The organism is Xanthomonas sp. F1 (genome assembly GCF_014199855.1).
In genome coordinates this window covers 48,326-64,918 of record NZ_JACHOK010000013.1, presented here as the reverse complement: position 1 = coordinate 64,918, position 16,593 = coordinate 48,326, and the positions used below count along the sequence as shown (strand labels likewise).

Sequence of the window (16,593 nt, the reverse complement as noted above, 5' to 3'; positions counted from 1 at the left end):
GTGCAGATCATCAAGGAAAACACCAAATTGCCGCAGGCAGGGATGCCCTCGCGCATGGCCTGGGCCGTGTGGAACGCCCTGCAGTTGCTGTTCACCCTGGCGCTCACCGCGCTGGGCATCGTCGTCGCGCTGGTCCTGCTGCGGCTGACCGGGCCGCGCCTGCCGCTGCGCATGGGCGCGCGCTTCTGGGCGCCGGTGCTGTTGTTCGGCGCCGGGGCGCGGCTGCAGGTGGAGGGCCAGGAGCGGGTGGACTGGTCGCGCAATCACCTGTTCGTCAGCAACCACCAGTCGATCATCGACATCTGCGCGCTGTTCATGGCGCTGCCGGTGCCGCTGCGCTTCCTGCTCAAGGACGAGATGCTGAAGGTGCCGTTCGTGAACTGGTATGCGCGCGCGACCGGCATGCTGTTCCTGGACCGCGACAGCCGCCGTGCCGGGGCGATGATGCGCCGCGAGGCGGCGGCGCTGCTGCGCCGTGGCCAGGACCTGTGCCTGTTCCCGGAAGGCACCCGCAGCCGCAGCGGCGCGCTGGCCGAGTTCAAGGCCGGGCTGCTGCAGGCCGCGATCGACGCGGGAGTGGATGTGGTGCCGGTGGCGCTGGACGGGGCGGGCAAGGTGCTGCCGCCGACCAGCCTGTTCCGGGTCCGGCCCGGCGTCATCCGGGTGCGGATCGGCACGCCGATCCAGGTGAACGGCGAGGACGGCCCGCTGAATCGCCAGGAAGTGACGCAGCGCGCGCACCAGGCCGTCCGTGCCATGCTCGAACCCAGGATATGAGTCGCCCGTATGCATTTCGTCGTCCCGCATGATCATCCCAGCCTGCCCGGCCACTTCCCGGGCCGCCCGGTCGTCCCCGGCGTCGTGGTGCTGGACCACGTGCTGCAGGCCGTCGAGGCGGCGCATGGCGCGCGCGCGCCGCTGCGCCTGCCGCAGGTGAAGTTCCTGCAGCCGCTGCTGCCCGGCCAGCCGGCGCGGGTGGAACTGGACGGCGCCGCGCCGCGCTGGCGCTTCCGCGTGCTGCGCGGCGAGGACCTGCTGGTCAGCGGCGAACTGAACGCCGAGGCGGCGCCGTGAGTGCCGGCTGGAAGCACCGGCCGGAAGGCGGCGGCCGCTTCGCCCTGTGGCTGATCCGCGGCATCGCGCGCTACGGCGGCCGCGCCGTCGGGCGCCTGCTGCTGTATCCGATCACCCTGTACTTCCTGCTGGTACGCGGCCCGGAGCGGCGCGATTCGCGGCACTACCTGAGCCGCGTGTTCGACCGTCCGGCCACCCTGCTGGAGGTGGCGCGGCACATCCACACCTTCGCCGCGACCATCCTCGACCGGGTGTTCATGCTGTGCGGGCAGATGCACCGGTTCCGGGTGCAGATCCAGGGCCTGGACCAGTTGCACACGCAGATGGACCGCGGCCGCGGCGTGCTGATCTTCGGCTCGCACCTGGGCAGCTTCGATGCGCTGCGAGTGCTGGCCACCGAGCGCCCGGACGTGCAGGTCAAGGTGGTGCTGGACAAGGCGCACAACCCGGCGATGACCGAACTGCTGGGCGCGCTGAACCCGCAGCTGGCCGCCAACATCATCGACGCCGGCATGGACAGCACCTCGATCGTCATGGCGATCAAGCAGGCCACCGACGAGGGCGCGCTGGTCGCACTGCTGGTGGACCGGCCGCGCCCGGAGGACCCGGCGCTGCCGGCTGCGTTCATCGGCCAGGGCGCGCTGTTCCCGACCTCGCCGTGGCTGATCGCCGCCGCGCTGAAGGTGCCGGTGGTGCTGGCGTTCGGCCTGTACCGCGGCGGCAACCGCTACGAGCTGGTGTTCGAGACCTTCAGCGAAGGCCTGGACCTGCCGCGCCGGCAGCGTGCGCCGGTGCTGGCCGCGCTCATCCGCGATTACGCCGCCAGGCTGGAGCATTACACCCGCTCCGCGCCCTACAACTGGTTCAACTTCTACGACTTCTGGAACAACCGCCATGCCGATGCGCCGCACCTTGCCGTGGATGCTGATACTGCTGTGCAGCGCCGCACCGCTGAGCGCCGCATCGCCTGAGGCGCCGGACGCCGACTGGATCCTGCAGAAACTGGCGCGGCCGGCGCCGGTCAGCACCGCCTTCGTCGAGCTGCGCGGCTCGGCGCTGTTGAAGACGCCGTTGCGGGTGCAGGGCGAGTACCGCCGTCCGGACGCGCAGACCCTGGTGCGCGAGGTCACCGCGCCGTACCACGAGACCACCACCCTGCGCGGCGGCGAAGCTACGCTGGAGCGCGACGGCAAGCCGCCGCGGCGCTTCTCGCTGACGCGCGTGCCGGAACTGGCCGGCCTGCAGAGCGGGTTCGGCGCGTTGCTGTCCGGCGACCGCGCACTGCTGCAGCAGCAGTACACCATCAGCAGCACCGGTACCCGCGAGCGCTGGCAACTGGAGCTGCAGCCCAAGGATCCGGCCGTGGCCGCGCACGTGCGCAGCCTGCGCCTGTACGGCCGTGGCGCCGAACTGCGCTGCATCGAGACCACCCCGGCCAAGGGCGACGTTCAGCGCACCCTGCTGGCCGGTGCCGCGCAGGCCGCCGGCGCCCTCGCCGACGGCGCTGCGCTGACCGCGCTGTGCCACGGCGACGCGGCGTGATCCCCGCACGAGGCGCCCGCCGGCAGCGTGCTGCCGGCCCGACGGCTGCGCGTGCGGCGGCTGACCGCTCGGTGCAGGCCGGCATGGGGGCGCGGCGATGACGCGTGCCCTCAGTTCGAAGATGCGCATCTCGCTGGCGCTGCTGTGGCTGGCGCTGCTGACCGTGGCCGGCATCTGGCTGGGCAACGCGCTGCAGGTGTCGGGGGATTTGCGCAAGTTCATGCCGGAGGCGCAGACCCCCGCGCAAAAACTCCTGCTCGACGAACTCGGCGAAGGCCCCGGCTCGCGGCTGCTGCTGATGTCGCTGTCCGGGGCCGATCCGGCCACGCTGGCGCGACAGTCGCAGGCAATGCGCGCCGAACTGGCCGCGCAGCGCGAGGTGTTCGAGCTGGTCGCCAATGGTGCCGATGCCGGCCTGGATGCGATCCCGCCGCGCCTGCTGCCGTACCGCTACCTGCTCAGCGACAGCTTCGACGCCACGCCGCTGGATGCGCCGACCCTGCGCGATGCGCTGCAGGCGCGGCTGCAGGACTTGGGCTCGCCGGCGGCGGCGATGGTGGAGCCGCTGCTGCCGCGCGATCCGACCCTGGAGGTGCTGCACCTGGCCGAGAGCCTGCAGCCGGCTGGCGGCCCGCAGCAGCGCGAGGGCGTCTGGTTCGACCGCATCGGCAAGGACGCGCTGCTGGTGGCGCAGACCCGTGCCGCCGGCTTCGACCCCACCGGCCAGCAGCGCGCGGTGGATGCGATCCATGCTGCCTTCGCCAAGGTCACGGCCGGCAGTACCAGCAAGCTGACCCTGACCGGGCCGGGCGCGTTCTCGGTGGAGATCGGCGGACGCACCCAGAACGAGGCGCAGTGGATCGGCACCCTGGATACGGTAGGGCTGATCGTGCTGTTGCTGGTGGCATACCGCAGCTGGAAGATTCCGGTGCTGGGCGTGCTGCCGCTGGCCAGCGCCGGCCTGGCCGGGCTGGGCGCGGTGGCCTTGCTGTTCGATGGCGTGCACGGCATCACCGTGGCGTTCGGTTTCACCCTGATCGGCGTGGTCCAGGACTATCCGATCCACCTGTTCAGCCACCAGCGCCCGGGCCTGGATCCGCGCGAGAACGCGCGCCATCTGTGGCCGACCCTGGCCACCGGCGTGGTCTCCACCTGCATCGCCTACGTCACCTTCCTGTTCTCCGGTGTGGACGGCCTGCGCCAGCTGGCGGTGTTCACCATCGCCGGCCTGTTGGTGGCAGCGCTGACCACGCGCCTGCTGCTGCCGGCGCTGATCGATCCCTCGCCGCGCGACCATGCCGACTCGCCGATGCTGGAGCGGCTGTGGCGCGGCATCGCGCGGCTGCCGCGGCCGCGCTGGTCGCTGCTGCCGCTGGCCCTGCTGGCGGTCGTCGTCATCGTGTTCGCGCCGGGGCCGTTCTGGCAGAACGACCTGTCCAAGCTGACCCCGGTGCCGGCCGAGGGCCTGGCCCGCGACGCGCACCTGCGCCAGGAACTGGGCGCGCCCGACGTGCGCTACGTGCTGGCGCTGCCGGCCGCCTCCGCCGATGCGGCGCTGGCCGCATCCGAACGCCTGCGCCCGCGCCTGGACGCGCTGGTGGCACAGGGCGAGCTGGCCGGCTACGACATGGCCGCGCGCTACCTGCCCAGCGCCGCCACCCAACGCCGGCGCCAGGCCGCCTTGCCCGATCCGGCGCAGGCGCAGGCGATCACCGCCGCCGCGGTCGCCGCCACGCCGTTCCGCGCCGACGCCTTCGCGCCGTTCCTGGCCGACCTGCAGGTCGCGCGCACCGCGCCGCTGCTGACCGCGCGCGCGCTGCACGGCACGCCGCTGGCGACCCCCGTCGGCGGGCTGCTGCTGGAGCGTCCGGATCGCACCACCGCGCTGGTGTCGCTGACCGGGCTGCGCGATCCGGCGCAACTGGCGCGCGCGGTGCAGGGCAGCGGCGCGCAACTGCTGGACCTGAAGGAAGCCTCCGAGTCGCTGGTCGCCGCCTACCGCGGCCGCGTGCTTGCCGCGCTGGGCGTGGCCGCGGTGCTGCTGGCGCTGACCGTGGCGATCGCCCTGCGCACGCCGCGGCGGATCGTGCGCGTGCTGCTGCCGATGGCGCTGACCACGCTGCTGATCCTGGCGATCCTGCGCGGCTGCGGGGTCGAGCTGAACCTGTTCCACCTGATCGCGCTGATCCTGGCCGCCGGCCTGGGCCTGGACTACGCGTTGTTCTTCGATCACGCCGGCGACGACCGCGCCGACCAGTTGCGCACCCTGCATGCGCTGATCGTGTGCAGCCTGATGACGCTGTTGGTGTTCGCGCTGCTGGCCGCCTCCAGCATCCCGGTGCTGCGCGCGATCGGCAGCACCGTAGCGTTGGGCGTGCTGTTCAATTTCGTGCTGGCGCTGCTGATTTCGCGCGAGACCGCCAGCGACGCCCAGGAGAGCCGCCATGCACACTGAGCCATTCCACGGACGAGATGCGATCGCCGCGCTGGTGCCGCACCAGGGCCTGATGTGCCTGTGGGAAGAGGTAGTGGCCTGGGACGCGCAGCGCGTGGTGTTGCGCAGCGTCGCGCATCGCAGTGGTGCGCATCCGTTGCGCAGCGGCGAACGCCTGCACGCGCTGCACCTGTGCGAGTACGGCGCGCAGGCGATGGCGGTGCACGGCGGCCTGCTCGGCCGCGCCGCCGGCACGCCGGTGCGGCCGGGCATGCTGGTGGCGCTGCGCGGGGTGCAGTTGCACGTCAGCGAACTGCAGGACCTAGCCGGGCCGATCGACGGCGAGGCCGAGGTGCTGCTGCAGGCCGAGGACAGCCAGCAGTACGCCTTCCGCATCACCCATGCCGGACAACTGCTGGCCGAGGGCCGCGCGACGGTGATGCTGCGCGCGGCATAGCGCCCGGCGCCTCTGTAGAGCGGCTTCAGCCGCGACGCTTGACCGACAGCGCCTGTCGCGGCTGAAGCCGCTCCCACAGGAGTGAGCAGGCTGGCGTCGCGCCCGTGAATCGCTAGGATGGCGGCCCCGCTTCCATTCCGCCCGAGGAACTGCCGATGTCCCAGCCCGCTTCCCCGCGCCGCGCCCTGGTCACCGGCGGCAGTGGCGATCTCGGTGGCGCGATCTGCCACGCCCTGGCCGCGCAGGGCCTGCACGTGATCGTGCATGCCAATGCCAACGTCGCGCGGGCCGCGGCGGTGGTGGAGGCGATCGTCGCCGCCGGCGGCAGCGCCGAGGCGGTGGCGTTCGATGTGGCCGACGCGCAGGCCAGTGCGCAGGCACTGGCGACGCTGCTGGAGCGCGGCCCGATCCAGGTGCTGGTCAACAACGCCGGCATCCACGACGACGCGCCGATGGCGGGCATGAGCGCGGCGCAGTGGCACGCCGTCATCGACGTGTCGCTGCACGGCTTCTTCCACGTCACCCAGCCGCTGCTGCTGCCGATGGCGCGTACCCGCTGGGGCCGCATCGTCAGCGTGTCCTCGGTGGCGGCGGTGCTGGGCAACCGCGGGCAGACCAACTACGCCGCGGCCAAGGCCGCGCTGCACGGCGCCAGCATGTCGCTGGCGCGGGAAATGGCCAGCCGCGGGATCAGCGTCAACGTGGTCGCACCGGGCGTGATCCAGGGCGCGATGGCCGAGAGCGCGTTCCCGCCGGAGACGATCAAGCAGATGGTCCCCGCCGGGCGCCCGGGCAAGCCGGAGGAAGTGGCCGCGCTGGTCGCCTTCCTGTGCTCGGACGCAGCCGCCTACATCAACGGCCAGGTCATCGGCATCAACGGCGGCATGGGCTGACCGCACAGACGACCACGCGAGCGTCGCGCCGCCACGCCGGCGGCGCGATGGCGGTTCGCGCTCAGCGGCAGACGAAGCTGCTGGCCGCCTCCACGTCGCCGCCGACGTAGCGCGCCACCTGCGGATACGGACACAGCGGACGGCTGCGCTGGCTGCTCCAACTGGCAGGCACTTCGCTGTTGGGCGCGGCGCTGCCGCTGCCGCGTGCGCTGGCGACGATCGCGGTCGGCGCCTGGTCCTGCTCGACCCAGGCCACCAGCGGGGTCAGCGCGTCGAACTGGTCGGTGGCCGGTCCGCCGGCGCAATGGGCCATCGCCGGCACCGCGAACAGGCGCGCGTAGCTGGCGGCCTCGGCATCGGCCGCGCGCAGGCGGTCGTACCAGGCCGCGGTGTCGGCGAAGGAGAAGATGCCGTCGCCGGTGCCGTGGTAGACCAGCAGCTTGCCGCCGCGCGCCTTCAGCGTGGTCAGCCGGGTCTCGTTCGGCGGGGTCATGTACGACCAGGCGGATTCGCCAAAGGCGCCGGCCGTGGCGAAGATCTTCGGCGCGTCGCGGTCCATGTCGAACTGCAGCGCATAGCGCTTCAGGTCCTGCAGCACCGCCGGATCCTCAGGCGGAGTGACGAAGCCGAAGGCCACCGATCCGGGCACCAGAGTCAGCGAGGCGTCCTGCCGCCAGCCGGCCCAGTCGCCGCTGGCGATGCCCGGGTCGTAGGGGAAGGGCGCGTACAGCGGCGTTCCGGCGCTGTTGCGCACGCCGGCGTGGATGGCGCCGAGCGCGCGCTTCTGCGCCGGGGTCAGGCATTGGCCGGTCCGCCCGGCGCTGCCGCAGGTGGCGACGTCGCGGTCCAGGTCGAAGCGGCGTTGGCAGGCGAGCACGTCCTGCACCATGCCGTCGCGCACGCCGTCCAGCGCATCGCAGGTGGCGACGATGCGCTCGGCCACCAGGCTGCGCTCGGCGGCAGTCAGGCCGCTGCGCGTGTCGCTGCCGCCCGCCAGCGCCGCCAGCTGCTGGGCCGCGGCCAGGTCCGCGATGGCCGCCTTGGGCAGGTGGAACCCGGGGTCGCCGACCAGGATGCCGTCGTAGTCCTGCGCATCGCGCGCAGCGGCGACCATGCCGTGGCGGCCGCCGTTGGAGCAGCCGCCGAAATAGCTGTAGTCCGGCGCCTTGCCGTAGGCGATCTGCACCACGCGCTTGGCCATCGGCGTCAGCGCCTGCACCGCCTGGTAGCCATAGTCCAGCCGCGCCTGCGGGTCGCGGCCGAACAGCGGGTTCTGCGCGTTGCTGTGCCCAGCGTCGGAACTGATGACCGCAAAGCCCATGCGCAGCGGGTTGTCGCGCTGGCCACCGCCGCCGATGTCGCCGAGCGCGGGCACCACGTTGCCGTCCAGGCCGCCGTTGGCCTGGTAGAAGAAGCGTCCGTTCCATGCCGCCGGCAGGCGCATCTCGAAGCCGATCGCATAGGACTGGCCGTCCGCGCCGACCCGTTCGTGCATCAGGCCGGTGATCTGGCAGTGCGCGCCGATCGGCTGGCCGGCCACCTGCAGGGCGCCGGCGGCCACGCTGTGCACCGCAGTGAAGCGGGTGCCGGGATAGGCGAGCCGGCTCGCCAGCGCGTCGCAGGACTGTTGCAGCGGTGCCGGGGTGGCCGGCGCGCGAGGGGCCGTCTGCGCGTGTGTGGTGGAGGAGGCGGCAAGAGCGGCCAGGGGCAGGGCCAAGGCGAGCAGCGTGGAGCGCATGCAGTTCTCCTGGAGGACGCGCCGGGCGCGGCGGGCCTGTGTCGCGCCGGTGGCGCCAGGGCGTCAACCACCGCGCGTGCGAAAACGCGAATACGCGGGCGATATTCGCCCCGTGTGATGTGTGCCGCGCAATGGCGCGGCTCCCTGGTGCCTCGTGGCACCGCGCGAAGCCCACGTTGTTGCAGGGCCGCACGGCCCTGCGCGTGGATCAGGCGGCGTCCGCGTACCAGGCGGGCGCGAGCACCGGCAGCGGCGTCGCCGCATCGCGGCAGGCGTCCAGCAGGCCGTGGTCGGCCAGCGTGGGATGCTGCTGGCGGGCACGCGCCAGGATCTCCCCGGCCAGTTCCGCCATGCGCGCGACGTTGCCGTGCAGACGGGCGACGAAGGCGGCGTCGTCCAGCCGGTCGCGCAGGGCGCGGTTGAGTTCGTGGAACCAGCCGATCAGGTACTGGTCCAGCAGGCGCCCGTCGGCCACCGCCGCGGCCTGCGCGCGGTTGGCCACGCCCCAGTCGCGCAGCAGTGCCTGCATGCCCAGGTTGAGCGCGCTGGCCTGCTGCAGCGCCGGGCGCAGCCGGCCCAGCACCGCCAGGTCGGCGATGCGGTCGGTGCAGTACAGCGGCGCCAGCAGCGACCAGTAGTAGGTGTAGTCCCAGATCACCTTGACCGGCATCACCTGGGCGTCGCCGAACAGCGGGTACTGGTCCTGGTAGAGGGTCAGGGTGTTCTCGTAGAACGAGAAGTACAGCTGCTGGTACAGCTCGGCGTAGGGCGCGATGTCGCGCCCGGCGCGTTCGCGCCCGATCAGTTCGCAGATGTAGGTGTTGCTGATCGCGATGAAGTCGCTGCCCGGCGAATAGAACGGGTCCAGGAACACGCCGGCCTCGCCGGTCAGCGCCCAGCGCTGCGCCGAGAACACCTGCTTGCAGCCGTAGGAGAAGTCACGCAGGAACAGGAAGTCCTGCACGGTGTGCTCGCTGCGCTCCAGCGTGCTGGCCACCTGCGGCTGGTGCGTGCGCAGCCAGTCCATCGCCTTGCCGTGGGTGTTCATCGTCTCCAGCGGATGCAGGGCGGCATCGCAGACGATGCCCAGCGAATGCGCGCCGGAGGACAGCGGGATCAGCCAGAACCAGTAGCCGGGGCCGCACATGTGGTTGGTCGAGCGCCAGCGGTCCGGCGGCGTGCAGCGCTGCAGCCAGGCGCTGTCCTGCGACCAGCCGTTGGGATCGACCAGCCCGTCCACCCGCCACCACACCGCGTTGGCCCGATGCGCGTTGTCCTGGGCCAGGCCGAGCTTGCGCTTGAGCAGGCCGGCGCGGCCACTGGCGTCGATCACCCAGCGCGCCTGCAGACGCGCGTCGGCGCCATCGCGGCTGTAGCGCACGCAGTGGTCGCCGTCGTCCTCGGCCAGGTCGACGCCGCGCACCGTGCTGCCGTCCAGGAACTCCACGCCCAGGTCGCGTGCGCGCTGCCCGAGGAAGTTCTCGAAGCGGCCGCGGTCGATCTGCCACGACGGCGTCGGCAGCAGCTGGCTCACGCCCAGCTCGGTGCACTGGTCGATGTCGGCGCGCCCGTCGGAGAAGAAGAAGCGGAAGCCGAACTTGCGGATCTGTTCGGCGTCCAGGTGTTCGCGCAGGCCCAGCACCTCGGCGAAGTAGTGCGCGCCGATCTCCACCGAGGACTCGCCGACCTTGAACGCGGCCTCGCGCACCGGGTGCGCGCGCCGTTCCAGCACGCGGATGCGCAGCTGCGGGTCGCGCTGGCGCAATTGCAGCGCCAGGGTCAGTCCGGCCAGTCCGCCGCCCAGAATCGCCACATCCGCCTGCGCTGCATTCATGTCGTCTTTTCCTTGGCGACGGCCAGGGGGGCCGGGTCGAGGGTGCCGTCGATGTCGTCGATCAGCACCGGATTGGCGCGGGTGCGCCGGTATTCGCGCACCACGTGCCCGTAGGTCCATACCTGCACGATCACGTGCGAGGTGATCTTCCACAGGTCGCGCACCAGCCGGAAGTGGCTCTTGCGGAACGTACCGGGGGTCTGGTTGGCGTAGCGCGTCTCGATCGGCACCGCCACCACCCGCGCACCGGCCTGGCGCGCGGCCGAGATCAGCAACTGCGCTTCGAACACGAAGCCTTCGCCGGGCACGTCGGGCAGGGTATAGACCGACTGTGGGTACAGGCGCTGGCCGCTCTGGCTGTCGACCAGGCGAAAGCCGCAGCCCCAGGCGATGCCCCAGTCGCCGAAATCGTTGCCGATGCGGCGGATCGGCGGCTGGCTGGCGCGCTTGCGCAGGCGCGCGCCGACGATTACGCAGCCGGGATGGCGGTTGGCCGCGGCCAGCAGCCGCGGGAAGTCGGCGGCGCTGTGCTGGCCGTCGCCGTCCATGGTCATCACCGCGCGCGCGCCCTGGCGCTGCGCCTCGGCGAAGCCGCTGCGCAGCGCCGCGCCCTTGCCGCGGCGCTGCGGGTGGCGCAGCAGGGTCACCGGCAGGTCGGCGATGCAGTCGCTGGTGCCGTCGTCGGAGCCGTCGTCGACCACGATCACCCGCGGGCAGTGCGCCAGCGCGTCGCTGACCACCTCGCGGATGCGTAGCCGTTCGTTGAGGGCCGGGATCAGGATCGCGGCGTCGGCGGCGGTCAGCGGCGTGCGGCTCATGCGCGCAGCTCCACCTGCAGGCAGCGGCCGCCGCCTGCGTCGAGCACGCAACCGCTGCCGCCCAGCGCCAGCGCATCGAACAGCGGCAGCATCGGCGCCATCGCGTTGCCCGCGGCATGCCGCGCCAGCGCGCCATCGCCCACCGGCGCCGTGCCATCGCGCAGCTGCACCTGCAACTGCGGCTTGCCGTTGCGTGCGCCCGCGCTCAGCACCAGCGCGCCGCCGAGCAGGCCCTCGCTGCGTGCGATGCGGCCCAGCGCACCCACCGAGCGGCTGTCATAGCCGACCAGCAGCACCGCGTCTTCGCCCGCGACCAATTGCGACAGCGCTTCCAGCAGGCCCTGCGCGAAGCTGCCCGAGTGCGCGCTGATCGCGGTCGCCGCGGCGGTGGCGCCGGCGCCGATGGTCCAGTAGCCGGCGGCGGCGTTGTGCACCGAGTTGTGGAACTTGGTCGGCGACACCGACAGCGGTTCGCTGGCCAGGGTGGTGCACATGTAGTCGGTGATCGCCAGGTCGCCGTGGGTGGAGGTGAACACCGACGGCAGCGTGGCCGGGTCGCGGCCGGCGTCGTGGCAGGCGGCCAACGCCGCGTCCAGCGACACCGCCACCGTGTCCGGCGCACGCCGCCGTTCGTTGGGCGCCAGCAGCTGCGGCGATGGCCGAGCCGGCGTCTCCTGCAGCGCGCCGCCGTGCGCGAAGGCCTGCGCCACCGCCCACGACGGCAGCCCGGGCGCCCAGAACCCGATGCCTTCGATCGTCGCGCTCAGCATCGGCGTGCTCATGCGCGGCCGAACAGCAGCGAGCAGTTGTTGCCGCCGAAGCCGAAGGAGTTGTTCATCGCGTAGCGGACCTGTGCGTGGGCGGTGGCGAAGCGGATCTGCGGGCCGCAGGCGGGATCGGGCAGTTCGCTGTTGAGGGTGCCGGGCAACAGTCCGTCGCGCAGCGCCAGCAGCGCGAACACCGACTCGACGATGCCGGCGGCGCCGAGCGTGTGCCCGGTCCAGGCCTTGGTCGAACTGGCGTGCAGGGTCGGCGGAAACAATGCCGCCACCGCGGCGGCCTCGACGCTGTCGTTGGCCGGGGTCGCGGTGCCGTGCAGGTTGAGGTACCCGACCTCGGCCGGGTCCACGCCGGCGCGCTGCAGCGCACCGCGCATGGCCAGGCCGGCGCCCAGCCCCTGCGGATGCGGCGCGGACATGTGGTGGGCGTCGCTGGATTCGCCGTAGCCGCACAGCAGCGCCTGCGCCGGCGGCGCGTCGACGGCATCGGTGCGTTCCAGTAGCGCGTAGCCGCCGGCTTCGCCCAACGACAGCCCGACCCGGCGCACGTCGAACGGCCGGCACGGTTCCGGCGACACCACCTGCAGCGAGTTGAAGCCGAACAGCACGCTGCCGCACAACGTGTCCACGCCGCCGACCAGCGCCGCATCGACCACGCCGGCGGCGATCAGCCGCGCGGCCTGGGCGAACACCTTGGCGCTGGACGAACAGGCGGTGGCGACGGTGATGCACGGGCCGCGCAAACCGGTGGCGGCGCGCACGAAATCGCCGAGCGAATGCGGAGTGTGCACGATCGGCCGGTCCAGGTCGGCGGGCATGCGCGGGCCGTCCGCGTCGTGTTCGAGCCGGGTGTAGGCCTCCTCGCTGGCCCCGATGCTGGAGGTGGAGGTGCCCATCACCACCGCCACCCGCTCGGCGCCGTGCCGCTGCGCCGCGGCGGCCACGGCGGCGGCCATGCCGTCCTGCTGCAGGGCCAGCCAGGCCAGGCGATTGTTGCGGCATTCCCACGCAGCCAGGGCGTCCGGCAGCGCGGCGGTTTCCAGCGCGTCCACCCGGCCGATCCAGCATTCCAGCGGCTGCGGACCGAAGTCGTTGCGGCGCAGGCCGCTGCGGCCCTCGCGCAGCGCCGCGGCCTGGGCCTGCAGTCCGCTGCCGAGCGCGTTGGTCGCGGTGTAGGCGCGGATGGCCACGGGAGCCATGCGGGGCGACGAGGACGCTTCGGTCACGCGGTATTCCATACAAGGACAATCACCGCAGTATATCGACGCATTTGGTCATGCCGTGAAACGTCCACAACGCGAACGTGAATAGCACTCCTGCCCCGGAGCCGTTCAGCGCAGGGCCGGCGTGCGCTTTCGCCGCTGGCGCATTTCCTCCACAATCGCTTGCCTTTCCACGCCAGGCGCACGCCACGGGCATGCAAGCCTACGTCTACAAAAGCCAACGCAAGCCGGACACCTATCTGTATCTCGCCGCCCGCGACGACTTCGGCCGTCTGCCGCCGGCGCTGTTGGCGTCGCTGCAGCCGTTGGCGTTCGTGCTCGAGGTGGCCTTGACCGCCGAACGCACGCTGGCCCGCGCCGATCCGGCCGCGGTGCGCGCCAACCTCGCCGGCTGCGGCTTCCATCTGCAATTGCCGCCGTCCCTGCCCGGCACCACCGATCGACACGATGACTGACTCTTTCCTCCGCGCGCGCGCGCCGATGCTCGCCGCCGCGCTGGGCGCGGTGCTGGCGCTGGCCGCCGGATTCGGCCCGCTGGCCGCCGCCCTGGGTGCCTGGCTGGCGCAGCCGGCGTTCGCGCTGGCGCTGTCCTGGCACCGTGGCAGCCGGCCGCGTCCGCGTGCCGCGCGCGACCTGGTCGGCGCGGCGGCGCCGCTGCTGGTGCTGTGGGCGGGCGGCATGGCGCTGGTCGCGGTGCTGGTGGCCTGGCCGCTGGCGGCGCTGCACGACAGCGGCAGCCTGGCCGCGGCGTTGGCGCTGAGCGTGGCCGCCAGTGCCGCATTGCTCGGCCTGTGGCGGACCTGGCCGTTGTGGCACGGCAGCGATGCCGAGGGCGGCCCGCTGGGCGCGCGCTGGCATGCGCTGGCGCAGCAGGACGTGCAGGCCTGGCGCGGGCTGGCGGTGGCCGCGCTGGTGCTGGTGCTGGCCGGACTCGGCGTGGTGCTGGCCTGGCCGGGACTGCTCGCCGAGGCGGCGCGCTGGCCGCTGGCGCTGGCCTATGCGCTGCTCTCGCCGCTGCTGCACGCCGGCCTGCAACGGGTGGCGGCGCCGCAGACGCTGACCCCGCCGGTGTCCTCGGCCGACCTGTTCGCCGAACTCAGCGCCACCGCAGCGCCGCACGCGGACGAGCCGCCGCCGGCGCAGGACGAACTGCATGCGGCGCTGTACGACGCCGCCCGCGGCGGCCGCGTCGATCGCGCGCTGCAGTTGCTGCAGGCCGGCGCCGATCCGCATGCGCTGCCCGCCGCCGAGTGGCGCGACCAGCGCAGCCTGCCGGTGCTGGCCGCGGTGCTGCCGGACCTGCGCCTGCTGCGCGAACTGATCGTGCGCGGGGTCGACGTCAATCGCCCGCACCTGGGCATGACCCCACTGCTGGCCGCCACCCGCGACAGCTGGCATGGCCGCCCGGAGGCGGTGATGACCCTGCTCGCCAACGGCGCCGACCCGCGTGCCAGCGACGGCGAGGGCAACACCCCCCTGCATCATGCCGCGCGCAGCTCCGACCCGGGCGTGGCCGCGCTGCTGCGCGATGCGGCCGCCGAACTGGACGCGGCCAACCGCGACGGCCTGACCCCGCTGGCGGTGGCCTGCCAGGTCGGCAACTGGCGCATGGCCAAGTTCCTGCTCGAGCGCGGGGCCAAGCCGGAGCCGGCCGAGGCCAGCCCGGTGCTGCTGGCCGCCGCCGGCACCGAGGAAGACGATCCGGCCGGCGTGCAGTTGTTGCTCAAGCACAAGGCGCGGGTCGACGCGCGCGATCGCCAGCGCCGCAGCGCGCTGCACGAGGCGGCGCAGGCCGGCCACGTGGAGATCGTGCAGGCCCTGCTCGGCGCCGGCGCCAACCTGGAAGCGCGCGACGCGCTGGGCCGCACGCCGTGGCTGGAAGCCGCCCGCCACGGCCGCGTGGCGGTGCTGGAACGGCTGCTGCCGCACAAGCCGGATCTGGTCGCGGTCGATGGCGACGGCCGCAACGCGATCCTGCTGGCCTGCACCGCCGACCACGTCGCCCCCGGCCTGATCCGGCGCCTGCTCGACCTGGGCGTGGCGCCGGCGCAGCCGGACCAGAGCGGCCGCCGCGCCGTCGACCTGGCCGCCGAGGCCGGGCGCTGGGCGATCGTGTCGGCGCTGGACCCGGACTATCCGCTGCCCGCGGCGGTCAGCGACGGCCAGGGCGAGACCGGCCCCGCCGGCCTGCCCGACCGGCCGCCGCTGGAACTGCTGCGCGAGGGCCTGCAACTGGGCCAGGCGCGCGACGGCCTGGCCGCGCTGGCGCGGCTGTGCGCGGCGGAGGAACTGGGTGCGCTGCTGCACGAGCCGCCGCTGGCATTGAACGCGCAGGCGGTGGACTGGCTGCTGGCGCATGGCGCCGAGCCGGAGGTGCTCGATGCCTGCGGCGACACCCCGATGTTCGCGCTGCTCTCGCGCGGCGTGGAGGCGGTGCCCAGCCTGCAGGCGATGCTGCGCCATGGCGTGTCGCCGGCCGGCCGCGGCGGCCTGACCCGCCTGCTCGCCGCCTGCGCCCAGCACGATCACGCCTCGCGCGCGCTGGAACAGTTCGCCCTGGAACTGCTCGAGCGCGGCGCCGATCCGTTCGCGCCGTCGCCGGCCGGCGACCCGCCGCTGTCGCTGGCGGTGCGGCTGGGCTGGCTGCGTCTGCAACTGCAGTTGCTCGAGCGCGGCGCCGACCGCGAGGCGCGCGACAGCCATGGCATGACCGCGCTGCACCTGGCTGCCGCGCTGGGCCGCGAGGCTTCGCTGAAGCTGCTGATCCAGCAGGGCGCCTCGCCGGACGCGCGCGCCGCCGACGGCCAGACCCCGCTGGGCGTGGCCCTGGCCAGCGGCCGCCGCGACCTGGCCGACTGGCTGGACTGGCGCACCTGGCCGCTGCCGCGGCGCCCGCTGCGCGAGGCCGACGTGCCGGCTGCGGCGATGGTCGGCGACGCCGAGGCGATCCGCCGGCTGATCGACCTGGGCCTGCCGGTGGACGCGGTGGATGCGCAGGGCTGCACCGCGCTGCTGCGCGCCGCCGGCGGCGGCCACCTCGCGGCGGTGAAGCTGCTGCTGTCGCGCGGCGCCGATCTGCAGCACGCCGCGGCCAGCGGCGCCACGCCGCTGTCGGCGGCGGTGAGCATGCGCCAGACCGAGATCGTCGCCGCCCTGCTGCAGGCCGGCGCGCAGATCGAACACCGCCTGCCCGGCGGCGTCACCGTGCTGATGCTGGCCTGCGCGCTGGGCCTGCCGGACATCGCCGCGCGGCTGCTGGCCGCCGGCGCCGACGTGCATGCCGGCGACGCCCAGCAACTGGCGCCGCTGCACTGCGCCGCGCTGTACGGCTTCACCGCGCGCGACAAGACGCGCCTGCTGGCGTTGCTGGACACCTTGTTGCTGGCCGGCGCCGAGGCCGACCGCGGCTCTGCCGGCGGGGTGACGCCGCTGTTGTTGCTGCTCGGCGCACGCGCCGAGCCGGGCACCGCCTGCGAGGAGCCGGTGGTACTGGCCGGTGTGGAGCGCCTGCTCGACGAGGAGGTCAGCCTGGAGGTGCAGGATCCGCGCGGCTTCGGCCCGCTGCACCTGGCCGCGCTGCACGGCCTGCCGCTGCTGGTGCAGCGCCTGCTGCGCGCCGGCGCGGATCCGGAACTGCGCGATACCTTGAACCGCACCCCGCGCGAGATCGCGGTCATGCGCGGCTTCGTCGACGTCGCCGGGCAGTTCCAGCCGGCGCTGCCGGGAGTGTCATCGATGGCACGGTTCCTGCGCGAAAGCCGTTAGCGCATTTTCCTTCTCCCACCGGGAGAAGGTGGCCCG

At 73.1% G+C, this 16,593-nt stretch carries 14 protein-coding genes; 9 read left to right on the top strand and 5 right to left on the bottom strand.

Annotation, left to right across the window (positions count from 1 at the left end; genetic code table 11):
* Nucleotides 1–27: 27 nt before the first annotated feature.
* The 7 genes from GGR71_RS19755 to fabG all read left to right on the top strand — a co-directional run bounded on the left by GGR71_RS19755 (nucleotide 28) and on the right by fabG (nucleotide 6,400).
* Entirely contained in the window at nucleotides 28–777 is a 750-nt protein-coding gene (locus tag GGR71_RS19755) for a lysophospholipid acyltransferase family protein (RefSeq protein WP_184452255.1), read from the top strand.
* A gap of 9 nt (nucleotides 778–786) precedes the next feature.
* Nucleotides 787–1,074, top strand: coding sequence for a dehydratase (locus GGR71_RS19750; RefSeq protein WP_048491109.1), 288 nt, complete (start codon nucleotides 787–789; stop codon nucleotides 1,072–1,074).
* A complete protein-coding gene (locus tag GGR71_RS19745) occupies nucleotides 1,071–2,045 on the top strand; it encodes an LpxL/LpxP family acyltransferase (RefSeq protein ID WP_160958314.1) in 975 nt (324 codons plus the stop codon). The genes GGR71_RS19750 and GGR71_RS19745 overlap by 4 nt, the downstream gene beginning before the upstream one ends.
* Nucleotides 1,969–2,616 (top strand): LolA-related protein, encoded by a 648-nt coding sequence (locus tag GGR71_RS19740; RefSeq protein ID WP_304951786.1) that lies wholly within the window; start codon nucleotides 1,969–1,971, stop codon nucleotides 2,614–2,616. Before GGR71_RS19745 ends, GGR71_RS19740 begins: the two co-directional genes overlap by 77 nt.
* 97 nt (nucleotides 2,617–2,713) lie before the next feature.
* Nucleotides 2,714–5,071 (top strand): MMPL family transporter, encoded by a 2,358-nt coding sequence (locus tag GGR71_RS19735; protein WP_160958312.1) that lies wholly within the window; start codon nucleotides 2,714–2,716, stop codon nucleotides 5,069–5,071.
* Nucleotides 5,061–5,507, top strand: a complete 447-nt coding sequence (locus GGR71_RS19730; protein ID WP_160958309.1) for a phosphotransferase — start codon at nucleotides 5,061–5,063, stop codon at nucleotides 5,505–5,507. Before GGR71_RS19735 ends, GGR71_RS19730 begins: the two co-directional genes overlap by 11 nt.
* A 155-nt stretch (nucleotides 5,508–5,662) precedes the next feature.
* On the top strand, nucleotides 5,663–6,400 hold the full coding sequence (gene fabG / locus GGR71_RS19725; protein ID WP_160958306.1) for a 3-oxoacyl-ACP reductase FabG: 738 nt from the start codon (nucleotides 5,663–5,665) through the stop codon (nucleotides 6,398–6,400).
* Between the two features lie 61 nt (nucleotides 6,401–6,461).
* Here fabG and GGR71_RS19720 read toward each other — a convergent pair whose 3' ends face one another.
* The 5 genes from GGR71_RS19720 to GGR71_RS19700 form a co-directional block, all read right to left on the bottom strand.
* Nucleotides 6,462–8,138 (bottom strand): tannase/feruloyl esterase family alpha/beta hydrolase, encoded by a 1,677-nt coding sequence (locus GGR71_RS19720; protein WP_160958303.1) that lies wholly within the window; start codon nucleotides 8,136–8,138, stop codon nucleotides 6,462–6,464.
* Nucleotides 8,139–8,346: 208 nt separating this feature from the next.
* Nucleotides 8,347–9,972, bottom strand: coding sequence for an NAD(P)/FAD-dependent oxidoreductase (locus GGR71_RS19715; RefSeq protein ID WP_160958300.1), 1,626 nt, complete (start codon nucleotides 9,970–9,972; stop codon nucleotides 8,347–8,349).
* Nucleotides 9,969–10,790, bottom strand: coding sequence for a glycosyltransferase family 2 protein (locus GGR71_RS19710; protein WP_160958298.1), 822 nt, complete (start codon nucleotides 10,788–10,790; stop codon nucleotides 9,969–9,971). The genes GGR71_RS19715 and GGR71_RS19710 overlap by 4 nt, the downstream gene beginning before the upstream one ends.
* Nucleotides 10,787–11,560, bottom strand: a complete 774-nt coding sequence (locus GGR71_RS19705; RefSeq protein WP_160958409.1) for a beta-ketoacyl synthase chain length factor — start codon at nucleotides 11,558–11,560, stop codon at nucleotides 10,787–10,789. Before GGR71_RS19705 ends, GGR71_RS19710 begins: the two co-directional genes overlap by 4 nt.
* An 8-nt stretch (nucleotides 11,561–11,568) precedes the next feature.
* Nucleotides 11,569–12,768 carry a beta-ketoacyl-[acyl-carrier-protein] synthase family protein gene (locus GGR71_RS19700; RefSeq protein WP_160958295.1) on the bottom strand — a complete coding sequence of 400 codons (1,200 nt, stop codon included), beginning with the start codon at nucleotides 12,766–12,768 and terminating at the stop codon, nucleotides 11,569–11,571.
* 218 nt (nucleotides 12,769–12,986) lie between these two features.
* On the opposite strand from GGR71_RS19700, the gene GGR71_RS19695 reads away from it, so the two are divergent.
* Complete coding sequence (locus GGR71_RS19695) at nucleotides 12,987–13,247, top strand: YcgL domain-containing protein (protein WP_017909431.1); 261 nt, start codon at nucleotides 12,987–12,989, stop codon at nucleotides 13,245–13,247.
* Complete coding sequence (locus tag GGR71_RS19690) at nucleotides 13,240–16,557, top strand: ankyrin repeat domain-containing protein (protein WP_160958293.1); 3,318 nt, start codon at nucleotides 13,240–13,242, stop codon at nucleotides 16,555–16,557. The genes GGR71_RS19695 and GGR71_RS19690 overlap by 8 nt, the downstream gene beginning before the upstream one ends.
* Nucleotides 16,558–16,593: the final 36 nt, after the last annotated feature.

Bases quoted from the DNA above. Each gene is read 5' to 3' on its own strand.
- GGR71_RS19695 (WP_017909431.1), top strand. From the start codon at position 12,987: ATGCAAGCCTACGTCTACAAAAGCCAACGCAAGCCGGACACCTATCTG.
- GGR71_RS19705 (WP_160958409.1), bottom strand. From the start codon at position 11,560: ATGCTGAGCGCGACGATCGAAGGCATCGGGTTCTGGGCGCCCGGGCTG.
- GGR71_RS19735 (WP_160958312.1), top strand. From the start codon at position 2,714: ATGACGCGTGCCCTCAGTTCGAAGATGCGCATCTCGCTGGCGCTGCTG.
- GGR71_RS19715 (WP_160958300.1), bottom strand. From the start codon at position 9,972: ATGAATGCAGCGCAGGCGGATGTGGCGATTCTGGGCGGCGGACTGGCC.
- GGR71_RS19720 (WP_160958303.1), bottom strand. From the start codon at position 8,138: ATGCGCTCCACGCTGCTCGCCTTGGCCCTGCCCCTGGCCGCTCTTGCC.
- GGR71_RS19730 (WP_160958309.1), top strand. From the start codon at position 5,061: ATGCACACTGAGCCATTCCACGGACGAGATGCGATCGCCGCGCTGGTG.
- GGR71_RS19710 (WP_160958298.1), bottom strand. From the start codon at position 10,790: ATGAGCCGCACGCCGCTGACCGCCGCCGACGCCGCGATCCTGATCCCG.
- GGR71_RS19690 (WP_160958293.1), top strand. From the start codon at position 13,240: ATGACTGACTCTTTCCTCCGCGCGCGCGCGCCGATGCTCGCCGCCGCG.
- GGR71_RS19750 (WP_048491109.1), top strand. From the start codon at position 787: ATGCATTTCGTCGTCCCGCATGATCATCCCAGCCTGCCCGGCCACTTC.
- GGR71_RS19740 (WP_304951786.1), top strand. From the start codon at position 1,969: ATGCCGATGCGCCGCACCTTGCCGTGGATGCTGATACTGCTGTGCAGC.
- fabG (WP_160958306.1), top strand. From the start codon at position 5,663: ATGTCCCAGCCCGCTTCCCCGCGCCGCGCCCTGGTCACCGGCGGCAGT.
- GGR71_RS19700 (WP_160958295.1), bottom strand. From the start codon at position 12,768: ATGGCTCCCGTGGCCATCCGCGCCTACACCGCGACCAACGCGCTCGGC.